Origin of the sequence: Isoptericola halotolerans, from assembly GCF_003003075.1 — a bacterium.
In the GTDB taxonomy this organism is placed as follows: Bacteria; Actinomycetota; Actinomycetes; order Actinomycetales; family Cellulomonadaceae; genus Isoptericola; species Isoptericola halotolerans_A.
The window spans coordinates 1-12,550 of sequence record NZ_PVTX01000013.1; the positions used below are offsets into that span (position 1 = coordinate 1).

A 12,550-nucleotide genomic window follows, 5' to 3' on the forward strand; every position below is an offset into this window, starting at 1 on the left:
ACGCTGCCGGATCTGCCCTACGACTACAGCGCGCTCGAGCCGCACATCAGCGGCAAGATCATGGAGCTGCACCACGACAAGCACCACGCCACCTACGTCGCGGGCGCGAACACCGCGCTGGAGAAGCTGGCCGAGGCCCGCGAGTCCGGCGACCTGGGCGCGGTCAACCTGCACGAGAAGAACCTCGCCTTCCACCTCGGCGGGCACACCAACCACACCGTGTTCTGGCACAACCTGTCCCCCGAGGGCGGCGGCGAGCCCGACGGCGAGCTGGCCGAGGCGATCAAGGACCAGTTCGGCTCCTTCGCCGCGTTCCAGGCCCACTTCGCCGCGACCGCCACCGGCATCCAGGGCTCCGGCTGGGCCGTGCTCGGCTGGGACTCGATCGGCCAGCGCCTGGCCATCTTCCAGCTGTTCGACCAGCAGGCCAACGTCCCGGTCGGCATCACCCCGCTGCTCATGCTCGACATGTGGGAGCACGCCTTCTACCTCGACTACCTCAACGTCAAGGCCGACTACGTCAAGGCGTTCTGGAACATCGCCAACTGGCGCGACGTCGCCGCCCGCCTCGACCGCGCCCGCACCCAGACCACCGGACTCATCGTCCCCGCCTGAGACACCCCTGCACAGGGCGTCTCCGCACGACAGAAGCCCGGCTCCCGCGCACACAGCGCAGGAGCCGGGCTTCGTCGTGCGCGCCTCTCCGTGAGCGAGGCCGCGCGAGGGCCAGGGCTCGAGCCGAGGACGGCCTGGCCTCGAGCACGGGGTGATTCGCCGAGGCTGTGAAGCACAAGGGGGCGCACCCGTTCCCCGAGCGTGGCGTCTGCCACCACGACGAAAGGGCCCCATCCTCGCCGGAGGATGGGGCCCTTTCGTCAGGTGCCGTGTGACGGCTCAGTGAGCGTGCTGGCCGCGGCTGAACTCGAAGACCCAGCCGACCAGGCCCACCAGGCCCAGGATCAGGCTGATGTAGAAGACCCACCAGCCGACAGCGAGACCGAGGAACGCGACAGCGGCACCGGCACCGAGCACCAGCGGCCACCACGACCACGGCGCGTAGACGCCCTGGTCGCCGGCGCCCTGGTCGATCTCACCCTGCTCGTCGTCCTCGGGGCGCGGATCGATGTGGCGGGCCTGCAGCGCCAGGTAGGCGCCGATCATGGCCATCAGCCCGCCGACGAGCGGGATCCCGAGGAAGCCGACCGGCTCGCTCCAGCCGCTGAAGAAGCCGTAGAGCACGCCGACGACGACGAAGAAGGGAGCCAGCCAGATGAAGAGGCGGATCTCGATCTTCACTTGTTCTTCTCCTCGTCCTCAGGCTCGTCGACGACCGTGGCCGACGCGTGCTTCTCCGGGTACTCCTGCATCGAGAGCTCCTCGACGTGCTGGGCCTGACCACGGCGGTCGGCACCGCCGTAGACCTGCTCCAGGCCGTCCTGGTTGACGTGCGGGTCCTCCATGGCAGCGACCTCGGGGTGGTGCAGGTCGAAGGCCGGCGACTCCGACCGGATCCGCGGCAGCGACGTGAAGTTGTGCCGCGGCGGCGGGCAGGACGTCGCCCACTCGAGCGACCGGCCGTAGCCCCACGGGTCGTCGACGGTGACCCGGGGTGCGTTGCGCCAGGTCGAGTAGACGTTCCACAGGAACGGGAGCGTCGAGGCCGCCAGGATGAACGCACCGACCGTCGAGAGCTGGTTCTCCCAGGTGAAGCCTTCGTCGGGCATGTAGTCCGCGTACCGACGGGCCATGCCCTCGACGCCCAGCCAGTGCTGCACGAGGAATGTCATGTGGAAGCCGATGAACAGGATCCAGAAGTGGATCTTGCCGAGCCGCTCGTTGAGCATGGTGCCGGTGAACTTGGGCCACCAGAAGTAGAAGCCGGCGAACATCGCGAACACCACGGTGCCGAACACGACGTAGTGGAAGTGCGCCACGACGAAGTACGAGTCCGACAGGTGGAAGTCCAGCGCGGGGCTCGACAGGATGATGCCGGTCAGGCCGCCGAACAGGAACGTGACGAGGAACCCGATCGACCACAGCATGGGGGTCTCGAAGGTGAGCTTGCCCCGCCACATCGTGCCGATCCAGTTGAAGAACTTCACGCCCGTCGGCACGGCGATCAGCATCGTCATGAACGCGAAGAACGGCAGGAGGACCGCACCCGTGACGTACATGTGGTGCGCCCAGACCGTCACGGACAGCGCGGCGATCGCGATCGTCGCGTAGATGAGGCCCTTGTAGCCGAAGATCGGCTTGCGGCTGAACACCGGGAAGATCTCGGAGACGATGCCGAAGAACGGCAGCGCGATGATGTACACCTCGGGGTGCCCGAAGAACCAGAACAGGTGCTGCCACAGCACCGCTCCCCCGTTGTCCGGGTTGAAGACCTGGGCGTTGAAGCGACGGTCGGCACCGAGGGCGAAGAGCGCCGAGGCGAGCGGCGGGAACGCCATGAGCACGAGCAGGCTCGTGACCAGCGTGTTCCACGTGAAGATCGGCATCCGGAACATCGTCATGCCGGGCGCGCGCATGCAGATGATCGTCGTGATGAAGTTGACGCCACCGAGGATGGTCCCGAACCCGGCCAGCGCCAGGCCGAAGACCCAGAGATCTCCTCCCAACCCCGGACTGAACGTGGTGTTGGACAACGGCGCGTAGGCGAACCACCCGAACGACGCCGCACCCTGCGGGGTGAAGAAGCCGGCCGCGGCGATGAGCCCGCCGAAGAGGAACAGCCAGTAGGCGAACATGTTCAGGCGCGGGAACGCCACGTCCGGCGCGCCGATCTGCAGCGGCATGATGACGTTCGCGAAGCCGGCGAAGAGCGGTGTCGCGAAGAGCAGCAGCATGATCGTGCCGTGCATGGTGAAGAGCTGGTTGTACTGCTCCTTGCTCTGCACGATCTGGATGCCGGGCATGAAGAGCTCGGCGCGGATGAGCAGCGCCAGGATCCCTCCCACGGCGAACCAGAAGAACGACGTGATCAGGTACATGTAGCCGATGGTCTTGTGGTCGGTGGAGGTGATCCACTTCACGACCGTACGGCCCAGGGTCTGCCGCTCGGGCCGAAGGCCGGGGACGGCCTCCGCTCCGTACGCGGTCTCGGTGGTGGCCATCAGCCCTCGACCTCCGGAGTGGTTTCTTCGTCGGTGAACTCACCGTGCTGCTGGCGGTTGAGGTCGAGACCGAGCTCGCCGGTCTGCCCCTTGGCCGCGAGCTCGGCCATCTGGGCGTCGTACTCGGCGCGGTCGACGACCTTGACGTTGAAGAGCATCCCCGAGTGGAACTCTCCGCAGAGCTCGGCGCACTTGCCCGCGTAGGTGCCCTCGCGCTCGGGCACGACCTGGAAGGTGTTCGACCGCCCGGGGATCATGTCCATCTTGAACAGGAACGCGGGGATCCAGAACGAGTGGATGACGTCGCGCGACTCCACCGTGAACTCGACGCGCTCACCGACGGGCAGGTACAGCGTCGGGAGCGCCTGGGACGTGCCCGGCGCGCCGTCGACCTCGTCCTCGACGGTCTGCGAGCCCGGGTCCAGCAGCTGCTGCCCGGACTCGTACACGTCGTCGTCGAGGTAGTTGAAGTCCCAGCTCCACTGCTTGCCGATGACCTGGATGCTGACGTCGGGCTCCTCGGACGTGGTGTCGAGGACGGCCGTCATGTCGCGGTTCGTGTAGAAGAACAGCACGAGGACCATGAGCGTCGGCACGATCGTGTACATGATCTCGAGCGGCATGTGGTAGCGGGTCTGCACCGGCAGGCGGTGGTCGTCGCGGCGCTTGCGGTAGGCGGCGACGCACCACAGCATCAGCCCCCAGGTGATGACACCGACGGCGAGTGCTGCGACCCAGGATCCGACCCAGAGGTCTGTCATCCGACCGGTCTGGTTGGTCACCTCCCCGTCGCTGTATCCGGGCAGGTATCCACGCTGGGCGGCGTCGCTGGCGCAGCCGGAGGCGAGCGTCGCGACCGCGACGGCGAGAGCCGTCGCACGCAACGCCAGTGCCCGCCGGGTGCGGGTGGGGCTCTTCGAGTGCAAGGGAGGCCTTTCACGTCTCGTCCGACCGCCGCGCTCTGGCTCAGAGCGCACGGATAGGACCTTCGTCCTCGATGGGAGCAGCCTAGCGCGCCCTTCACGCTTTCGACGCCAGAAGGGCCCGGTTCCTACGTGACGGGAACACCGCTCTCCGTCGCCATCCGGACGGTTCGCGACACGCCCCGTGGGCCTGTCAGATCGCGCACGCATTCGCCGCCCTCGCGCGGCTCACGGCATCATGGTGGGGCGCGCTGCGCACCCGTTCACCACCACGTCGAAGGGCTCCGTGTGACACACCCCACCGGCAGCACGGACCGTCCCCACCCGCACCGGGTCCACCTGGACAACGGTGGCCGGGCCCCCTGGCACCCGCTCGCGCGGACCGCATTCCTCCAGGCGCTCGACGACGGGTGGGCGGACCCGCGACGGCTGCACACCGAGGGCCGCCGCGCGGCAGCCCTGCTGGACGGCGCACGCGAGGCCGTGGCCGACGTCCTCGGCGCCCGGACCGAGGAGGTCCGGTTCACGCCGTCGCACACCGCGGCTCTGCACGCCGCCGTCGCACAGGTCGTCCGGGCACGACGGCGGCACGGGAGCGACGTCGTCGTCGGAGCCGTGGAACGGGCCGCCGTCCTGCATGCCGCCGACCACGCCCTTCCCCCGGGCGGCCGGCGGGTGACGGTCCCGGTCGACGAGCACGGCCGCGTCGACGCCGACGCCTACGCGACGGCGCTCGGGAACGGCGGCGTCGTCCTCGCGGCGCTGCAGCACGCCAACGGCGAGGTGGGGACGACCCAGCCGGTCGAGACCGTGCACGAGGCCGCCCGCGCCGCGGAGGTCCCCCTCCTCGTCGACGCCGGTGCCAGCCTGGGGCACGCGACGGTGGGTCCCGCCTGGGACGTCCTCGCCGCCGACCCCGCCGACTGGGGAGCACCTGCCGGCGTGGGCGTGGTCGCCGTCCGGCAGCGCACGCGCACCGTCGCCACGGGCCCCGAGGACCCCGAGCCGTGGGCTCCGGGGGGCGTGAGCGTCCCCGCCGCCTTCGCGGCCGCCGTCGCGCTCCAGGCGGTCCACGAGGACCGGGCGCAGGTCGATGCCCGGCGTCGTGCCCTGGTCGACGAGATCCGCGCCCGGGTGGCAGCGATACCGGACGTCGAGGTGGTGGGCGACCCCTCCGGCCGGCTGCCCCACGTCGTGACGTTCTCGTTCCTCTACGTCGACGGCGAGGCCCTCGTGACCGAGCTGGACCGCGCCGGGTTCGCCGTCGGTTCGGGGTCGGCCTGCACCGCCGGGACGCTCGAGCCGTCGCACGTCCTCGCCGCGATGGGCGTGCTGACGCACGGCAACGTGCGTGTCGCGCTGGACCGCTCGGCGACCGCCGCGGACGTCGAGCGCTTTCTCGAGGTCCTGCCGGGTGCGGTGGCCACGGTGCGCGACATGCTGGGGGTCCGGGGCCTGTGAGCACGGTCGGACCGAGCGAGGAGCACGTGGTGGACGCCCGCGGGCTCCGCTGCCCGTTACCGGTGATCCGGCTCGCGGAGCGTGCCCAGGAGCTGCCCTCGGGGACCGAGCTGACCGTGCTGGCCACGGACCCGGCCGCTCAGCACGACGTCCCCGCCTGGGCCCGCCTGCGCGGGCACACCGTCATCGCTGCGCAGACGCACGAGGCGGACGGCCGGCCCTGGTGGGCCCTGACCGTCCGCCTCGGTGGCCGGGCTCCGGGGAGCTCGGCCGCGTCACGTCGCTGAGTCGGGTCTCAGCCGAAGGAGCCGCCGCAGGCGCAGGACTCGCCCGCGTTCGGGTTGTCGATCGTGAAGCCCTGCTTCTCGATGGTGTCGGCGAAGTCGATCTTCGCGCCGTCGAGGTACGGGACGCTCATGCGGTCCACGACGACCTCGACGCCGTCGTAGTCGCGCAGCGCGTCCCCGTCGAGCAGACGCTCGTCGAAGTAGAGCTGGTAGATGAGGCCGGAGCATCCGCCGGGCTGGACGGCGACGCGCAGCCGAAGGTCGTCGCGGCCCTCCTGCTCGAGGAGGGTGCGAACCTTGTTCGCGGCGACCTCGGAGAGCTCGACGCCGTGCGTGGCGATCTCGGTGGTGTCGGTCATGCTTCCTCCAACAGGTGGGCCGGTTCGGCTGTTCCCGATCCTACGCCGGATTCTCGGCGAGTCGATGAGTCAGGTCACAGCGTGCCCCACGAGGGCGCCCAGGTGCGAGCCGCACGCCCCACCGAGCCGGCGTCCCACGGCTCGCCCACCTCGTGGACGCCCACCACGCCGGCCGCGGCCAGCTCGCGGCGTGACACCTCGGAGCGCCCCGCGAGCACGACGACGGGGACGGCGTGCGGTGCGGCGGCACGTGCCGCCGCGGCCGCGGGCCCGCTGTGCAGGGCCGCCCCGTCGAGCACCCGGACGTGGACGACGACGAGGTCCGCGTCGCCCACGCGTTCGCCCAGGAGGGCGACCTCGGGGGCGACCGGTGGTGGCCCGACGCTGGACAGCCCGAGCGCCGTCGTCGGCACGAAGACCCCGACAGGCGCCGGGCCGTCGCCCGGGCGCGCCGGCGGCGGAGGCTCCGCGGCCGGCAGCACGAGGGGCTCGACGGCGCAGCGAGGCGCGGCGGCGGACCAGGCGGCGGCGAGCGCCGCGGCCCCGACGGCCGGGTCCTCGGGGTCAGGGCCGCCCGACGCGGCGACGATGAGCGCGTGCACGGTGCCGATCGTGACACATCTGCGCGTCGTGGGAAGATGGGGCGCGTGAGCACTCTGCTGAACGAGACGTCGACCTTCGTCGAACCGGCATCGTCCCCGCTGCTCCTGCTCGGGCAGGGCCGTGACCTCGCGTCCGAGCGCGGTGTCGAGTGCACCGGCGCGCTCCCTTCCCCGTCGGACCCCGACCTGGTCGAGCGTGCCCGCGCCGCACGGGCGGCCCTCGGTGACCGCGCCTTCGTGCTCGGCCACCACTACCAGCGCGACGAGGTCATCGACTTCGCGGACGTCACGGGGGACTCGTTCAAGCTGGCCCAGTCGGCCGCCGCGCGGCCGGAGGCGGAGTTCGTCATCTTCTGCGGCGTGCACTTCATGGCGGAGTCGGCGGACATCCTGACGGCCGACTCCCAGCAGGTCGTGCTGCCCGACATGGCGGCCGGCTGCTCCATGGCGGACATGGCGGAGATCTCGCAGGTCGAGGAGGCCTGGGCGGTGCTGGAGGACGCCGGCGTCGCGGCCGACACGATCCCGGTCACGTACATGAACTCCACCGCCGCCATCAAGGCGTTCACGGGTCGGCACGGCGGCACGGTGTGCACGTCGTCGAACGCCCAGGTGGCGCTGCGGTGGGCGTTCGACAAGGTCGGCGGCGTCGAGGGGACGGGCAAGGTCCTGTTCATGCCCGACCAGCACCTGGGCCGCAACACGGCGGTGCTGCAGCTCGGCATGAGCCTGGACGACTGCGTCGTCTTCGACCCGCGCAAGCCCGACGGCGGGCTGACCGCCGCCGAGCTCCGTGACGCCCGCATGATCCTGTGGCGCGGCCACTGCTCGGTGCACGGCCGGTTCTCGGAGCGCAACGTCACGGACATCCGCGCCGCGGTGCCCGGCGTCAACGTGCTGGTGCACCCGGAGTGCAAGCACGAGGTCGTCAACGCCGCGGACATGGTCGGCTCCACCGAGTACATCATCAAGGCGCTCGAGAACGCCGAGCCGGGCTCGTCGTGGGCGATCGGCACCGAGCTCAACCTGGTGCGCCGCGTCGCCGCCGCGCACCCGGACAAGCAGGTGCACTACCTCGACTCGACGGTCTGCTTCTGCTCGACCATGAACCGCATCGACCTGCCCCACCTCGTCTGGGCGATGGAGTCCCTCGTCGAGGGGCGCGTGGTCAACCGCATCGTCGTCGACGCCGACGACGCGCACTGGGCCCAGGTGGCCCTCGACCAGATGCTGGCGCTGCCCGGTATCTGACACGGACGGAAGGCGATGACCGTGCGATGAGCACCGACGGCGGGCTGAGCGTCGGAGTCCTCGTGTTCGACGAGGCCGACGAGCTCGACGTGGTCGGACCGTTCGAGGTCTTCACCTCGTGGTCCGAGCACTCGGAACTGAAGCCGCACGTGAGCACCTTCTCGTGCAACGGCGACGGCGTGCGGCTCGCCGCCGGCCTGCGGATGCTGCCCAGCCGCTCGGCGGACGACGTCGGTCCCCTGCACGTGCTGGTGCACCCGGGCGGGTGGGGGACCCACCGGCTGCTCGAGGACAGCGCACACCTGGAGTGGTTGCGTGCCGTGCGCGTGCAGACGCCCGTGATGGCCAGCGTCTGCACGGGGGCCCAGGTCTTCGCCGCCGCGGGACTGCTCGCCGGCCGGCCCGCGACCACCCATCGCGACCACTACGACGAGCTGTCACGGATCGACCCGAGCGTCCTGGTCGACACCGAGGCGCGGTTCGTCGACGACGGCGACGTCATCACCTCGGCCGGGGTGTCCGCCGGCATCGACATGGCGCTGCACCTCGTGGCGCGCCTGGAGTCGGAGGACGTCGCGGCCCAGGTGCGCCGAGCGCTGCAGTACGACACCGCGCCACCGGTGTGACGCCGTCGGGCACGGACCGCAGCACCGATACCTGATACCGCGCGTCGCTGACATATCGTGACGCCATGACGAGGATGATCCAGCTCGCCAGGGCCTCCCTGCTCCCCCGCCGCCGCGTCCCCGGGCGGGGTCTGCTCGACCCGTCCACGACGGTGCTCCGCGTGCACCCGGGCGACCTGGACCTGTACCTCCACGTCAACAACGGCTCGTACCTGCAGATGATGGACGTGGCCCGCTCGAACCTCATCGCCGACCTCGGCGGGTTCCCGCTGCTGAAGGACGAGGGCTGGTACCCCGTCGTGGCCGCTTCCACGGTGACGTACAAGCGATCGCTGCAGCTCTTCGAGCGCGTGGAGATCAGCACCCGCGTCCTCGGCTGGGACGCCCGCGTGGTGTACATCGAGCAGGTGTTCACCTGCCGCGGCAGGTTCTCCGCCCGCGGCTGGGTGGCCGGGCGGTTCCTGGGCAAGGACGGGTCGCGCGTCGCCCCCGCCGACGTCGTCGCGCTGCTCGGCGACGACGTCGGGGTGGAGAGCCCCGCCCTCCCGGAGGACCTCGCCGCCTGGGCCCGGTCGGTCGACGTGGCGCACCGCGAGACCGACCGGGCCTGACAGCCACCGATGGCCCGCCTCGTTCGGCAGTTCCTGTCCTGTTCGGCAGCTTGAACTGCCGAACAGGACAGGAACTGCCGAACGAGGCACCAGGTCAGACCGCGCCCGCGAGCTGGCGCAGCAGCAACGCCTCCGCGAGGACGACGTTGCGCAGCTCGCCCAGGTGCACCGACTCGTTGGCCCCGTGCGCACGCGAGTCGGGGTCCTCGACACCGGTGACGAGCACGGCCGCCTGGGGGAACGCCTCGAGCAGGTCCGCGATGAACGGGATCGAGCCGCCGACGCCGATGTCGACCGGTGCGGTTCCCCACGCCGCCGCGAAGGCGGTGCGCGCCGCCCGCATGGCGGGCGAGTCGGCCGGCGCCCCGAACGCCTTGCCCTGCTCCCCCGGAGTCCACGTGACCCGGGCGCCGAACGGCGCGTGCCCCTCGAGGTGCGCCCGCAGCGCCTCCTCGGCCGCCTCCGGCTCGAGGCCGGGCGGGATGCGGACGGAGATCTTCGCCGCGGCGCGCGGCGCGAGGGTGTTCGAGGCGTGCGCGACCGAGGTGGCGTCGATGCCGATGACCGCGATGGCCGGCTTGGTCCACAGCCGCCCGGCGATGGTGCCGGTCCCGGCGAGCGCGACGCCGTCGAGCACCGAGGCGTCGCCGCGGAAGTCCGCCTCCGCGTAGTCGACCTCCGGTTCACCGGCGCCGGTGAGCCCGGCGACCGCCACGCTGCCCGCGTCGTCGTGCAGCGTCGCGACGAGGCGCGCGAGCAGCACGTTGGCGTCCAGGACCGGGCCGCCGAACATGCCGGAGTGGACCGCGTGGTCCAGCACCTCGACGGTGACGACGCCGTCCACCAGGCCACGCAGCGACGTCGTCAGGGCCGGGACACCGACCTTCCAGTTCGTCGAGTCCGCCACGACGATCACGTCGGCGGCGAGCAGCTCGTGGTGGTCGGCCAGGAACCGGGCGAAGCTCGGCGAGCCCGACTCCTCCTCGCCCTCGACGAAGACGGTCACGCCCACGCCGAGCTCGTCGCCGGCCGCGGCCAGGGCGCGCAGCGCTCCGACGTGGGCCATCAGCCCGGCCTTGTCGTCGGCCGCGCCGCGACCGAACAGCCGCTCGCCCACCTGCGTGGGCTCGAACGGGTCGGTGTCCCAGGCCAGCGCGTCCCCCGGCGGCTGGACGTCGTGGTGCGCGTACAGCAGGACGGTCGGCTCCCCCGCGCGCGCCGGACGGCGAGCGACGACGGCGGGCGCTCCGGCCGAGCCGTCCGGGCGAGCCGACCGCAGTATCCGCACGTCGGGCAGACCGACGCCGCGCAGCAGGCCGGCGACCGTCTCGGCGCTGGTGGCGACGTGCGCCTGGTCGAAGGCCGCCGCAGAGACGCTCGGGATCCGGACCAGGGTCTCCAGGTCCGCCTGGACGGCAGGGAACAGCTCGTCGACGTGAGCGCGCAGCGCGGCCACGTCCTTCTCGGTGTGGTTCACCCCTCCACGCTACCGGGGCGTCCCGCGACGGCCCTGCGCTCGACTACCCTGGTGGCGTGATCTTCCGCAAGCCTGACACCGCCGACTCCGCTGCCACCGGCTCTGCCGACAGCCCCTCCGTCGAGGACCCCGCGATCGTGCGGGCGGGCAAGGGCCGGCCGACGCCCAAGCGTCGTGAGGCCGCGGCCAAGAACCAGCGGCCCCTGGTGCCGAACGACCGCCGGGCGGCACGCAAGGCGAACAAGGAGAAGATGCGCGAGGAGCGCAACCGCGAGTACAAGGCGATGCAGACCGGCGACGAGCGGTACATGCCGGTGCGCGACAAGGGCCCGGTGCGCCGCTACGTCCGTGACCACGTCGACGCCCGCTGGAACCTCGGCGAGTTCTTCCTCCCCGTCGCGTTCGTCTTCATCTTCCTCAACCTGCTGGTGATGCAGAGCCCGACCCTCGGCGCGCTGGTGCTCCTCGGCCTGTACGCGGTCGTGTTCATCACCCTGCTCGACGCGGTCATCATGTGGCAGCGGCTCAAGCGGAAGCTGCGCGACAAGTTCGGCACCGTGGGCGCCGACGGCACGAAGACCTACGACGTCCCGCGCGGGACCATGATGTACGCCGTGATGCGTGCGTTCCAGCTCCGGCGCTCGCGGCTGCCCAAGCCGATGCACAAGAAGCACGGCGTCTGGCCGAGCTGAGTCCGGCCGGGTCGGCCGCATCGGCCGCACCGCGGGGGTCGAATCGATCCGACCGTCGGCGTAGGGTGACGGCATGGTCAACTACCGGTACCTCGGCAACAGCGGTCTCAAGATCACCGAGATCACCTACGGCAACTGGCTCACCCACGGCTCCCAGGTCGAGAACGACGTCGCCACGCAGTGCGTGCACGCCGCCCTCGACGCGGGGATCACCTCGTTCGACACCGCGGACGTCTACGCGAACACCACGGCGGAGTCCGTCCTCGGCGAGGCGCTGAAGGGCCAGCGCCGCGAGTCGCTCGAGATCTTCACCAAGGTCTACTGGCCCACGGGCCCCGGCGGCCCCAACGACACCGGGCTGTCGCGCAAGCACGTCATGGAGTCGATCAACGGCTCGCTGCAGCGGCTCGGCACCGAGTACGTCGACCTGTACCAGGCGCACCGGTACGACGTCGAGACCCCGCTCGAGGAGACGATGCAGGCGTTCGCCGACATCGTCCGTCAGGGCAAGGCGCTCTACATCGGCGTCTCCGAGTGGACGGCGGACCAGATCCGCGCCGGCGCCGAGCTGGCGGCGGACCTCGGGTTCCGGCTCATCTCCTCGCAGCCGCAGTACTCCATGCTGTGGCGGGTCATCGAGGACGAGGTCGTCCCTGCCTCCCAGGAGAAGGGTCTGTCCCAGATCGTCTGGTCGCCGATTGCGCAGGGCGTCCTCTCGGGCAAGTACGTGCCCGGCAAGGAGCTGCCGGCCGGGTCGCGCGCCACCGACGAGAAGGGCGGCGCGAAGATGATCCAGCGGTTCATGCGCGACGACGTCCTCGAGCGCGTGCAGAACCTCAAGCCCGTGGCCGACGAGCTCGGCCTGTCGATGGCGCAGCTCGCCGTCGCGTGGGTGCTGCAGAACGACAACGTGGCCGCCGCGCTCGTCGGCGCCTCCCGGCCGGAGCAGGTCGCGGAGAACGTCAAGGCCTCCGGTGTCGAGATCCCGGCCGAGCTGATGGCACGGATCGACGAGGTCCTGGGCGACGTCGTCGAGCGCGACCCGGGCAAGACCCTCGAGGGGATGCCGAAGACGCGCGTCGCCTGACGCCCACCCGCGACGAGCCGACGAGCGTCTCTGTCCGTCCCGAAACAGGGCCTGTTCC

Annotated in this window: 14 protein-coding genes; 8 read left to right on the forward strand and 6 right to left on the reverse strand. The window is 71.0% G+C overall.

All coding sequences use genetic code 11. The features are described from left to right. Window positions 1-615: superoxide dismutase (locus tag BCL65_RS16045; RefSeq protein WP_106269532.1), on the forward strand; the 615-nt coding region annotated here is incomplete at its 5' end. Window positions 616-894: 279 nt separating this feature from the next. On the opposite strand, the gene BCL65_RS16050 is transcribed toward BCL65_RS16045, so the two are convergent. Genes BCL65_RS16050 through ctaC form a run of 3 tightly spaced genes read right to left on the reverse strand, consistent with a single transcriptional unit; the run spans window position 895 to window position 4,042 of the window. Beyond that, a complete protein-coding gene (locus BCL65_RS16050) occupies window positions 895-1,296 on the reverse strand; it encodes a cytochrome c oxidase subunit 4 (protein WP_106269533.1) in 402 nt (133 codons plus the stop codon). Then, window positions 1,293-3,116, reverse strand: a complete 1,824-nt coding sequence (gene ctaD, locus BCL65_RS16055; protein ID WP_106269534.1) for an aa3-type cytochrome oxidase subunit I — start codon at window positions 3,114-3,116, stop codon at window positions 1,293-1,295. The genes BCL65_RS16050 and ctaD overlap by 4 nt, the downstream gene beginning before the upstream one ends. Then, window positions 3,116-4,042, reverse strand: coding sequence for an aa3-type cytochrome oxidase subunit II (gene ctaC / locus BCL65_RS16060; RefSeq protein WP_106269535.1), 927 nt, complete (start codon window positions 4,040-4,042; stop codon window positions 3,116-3,118). Before ctaC ends, ctaD begins: the two co-directional genes overlap by 1 nt. 285 nt (window positions 4,043-4,327) lie before the next feature. Between ctaC and BCL65_RS16065 the strand changes: the two genes are divergently transcribed. Together BCL65_RS16065 and BCL65_RS16070 are read left to right on the forward strand one after the other, a co-directional pair. Then, window positions 4,328-5,500: a cysteine desulfurase family protein gene (locus BCL65_RS16065; protein ID WP_106269536.1), complete on the forward strand. Its 1,173-nt coding sequence runs from the start codon at window positions 4,328-4,330 to the stop codon at window positions 5,498-5,500. Further along, on the forward strand, window positions 5,497-5,787 hold the full coding sequence (locus BCL65_RS16070) for a sulfurtransferase TusA family protein (RefSeq protein WP_106269537.1): 291 nt from the start codon (window positions 5,497-5,499) through the stop codon (window positions 5,785-5,787). The genes BCL65_RS16065 and BCL65_RS16070 overlap by 4 nt, the downstream gene beginning before the upstream one ends. Before the next feature lie 8 nt (window positions 5,788-5,795). Here the strand turns inward: BCL65_RS16070 and BCL65_RS16075 are convergent, their stop codons facing one another. Both BCL65_RS16075 and BCL65_RS16080 read right to left on the reverse strand, forming a co-directional pair. After that, window positions 5,796-6,146: a HesB/IscA family protein gene (locus tag BCL65_RS16075; protein WP_106269538.1), complete on the reverse strand. Its 351-nt coding sequence runs from the start codon at window positions 6,144-6,146 to the stop codon at window positions 5,796-5,798. A gap of 74 nt (window positions 6,147-6,220) precedes the next feature. Then, on the reverse strand, window positions 6,221-6,748 hold the full coding sequence (locus BCL65_RS16080; RefSeq protein WP_106269539.1) for a hypothetical protein: 528 nt from the start codon (window positions 6,746-6,748) through the stop codon (window positions 6,221-6,223). Between the two features lie 36 nt (window positions 6,749-6,784). Here BCL65_RS16080 and nadA point away from each other — a divergent pair, with 36 nt between their 5' ends. The 3 genes from nadA to BCL65_RS16095 all read left to right on the forward strand — a co-directional run bounded on the left by nadA (window position 6,785) and on the right by BCL65_RS16095 (window position 9,236). Continuing rightward, window positions 6,785-7,999 carry a quinolinate synthase NadA gene (gene nadA / locus BCL65_RS16085; RefSeq protein WP_106269540.1) on the forward strand — a complete coding sequence of 405 codons (1,215 nt, stop codon included), beginning with the start codon at window positions 6,785-6,787 and terminating at the stop codon, window positions 7,997-7,999. Window positions 8,000-8,025: 26 nt separating this feature from the next. Next, a complete protein-coding gene (locus tag BCL65_RS16090) occupies window positions 8,026-8,625 on the forward strand; it encodes a DJ-1/PfpI family protein (protein WP_106269541.1) in 600 nt (199 codons plus the stop codon). Window positions 8,626-8,690: 65 nt separating this feature from the next. Then, window positions 8,691-9,236 carry an acyl-CoA thioesterase gene (locus BCL65_RS16095; RefSeq protein WP_106269542.1) on the forward strand — a complete coding sequence of 182 codons (546 nt, stop codon included), beginning with the start codon at window positions 8,691-8,693 and terminating at the stop codon, window positions 9,234-9,236. Window positions 9,237-9,330: 94 nt separating this feature from the next. Here the strand turns inward: BCL65_RS16095 and BCL65_RS16100 are convergent, their stop codons facing one another. Next, a complete protein-coding gene (locus BCL65_RS16100; RefSeq protein ID WP_106269543.1) occupies window positions 9,331-10,713 on the reverse strand; it encodes a dipeptidase in 1,383 nt (460 codons plus the stop codon). 56 nt (window positions 10,714-10,769) lie between these two features. Between BCL65_RS16100 and BCL65_RS16105 the strand changes: the two genes are divergently transcribed. Beyond that, window positions 10,770-11,405, forward strand: coding sequence for a DUF3043 domain-containing protein (locus BCL65_RS16105; RefSeq protein WP_243401128.1), 636 nt, complete (start codon window positions 10,770-10,772; stop codon window positions 11,403-11,405). Window positions 11,406-11,478: 73 nt separating this feature from the next. Next, window positions 11,479-12,492 carry an aldo/keto reductase family protein gene (locus BCL65_RS16110; RefSeq protein WP_106269544.1) on the forward strand — a complete coding sequence of 338 codons (1,014 nt, stop codon included), beginning with the start codon at window positions 11,479-11,481 and terminating at the stop codon, window positions 12,490-12,492. Window positions 12,493-12,550 lie beyond the last annotated feature (58 nt).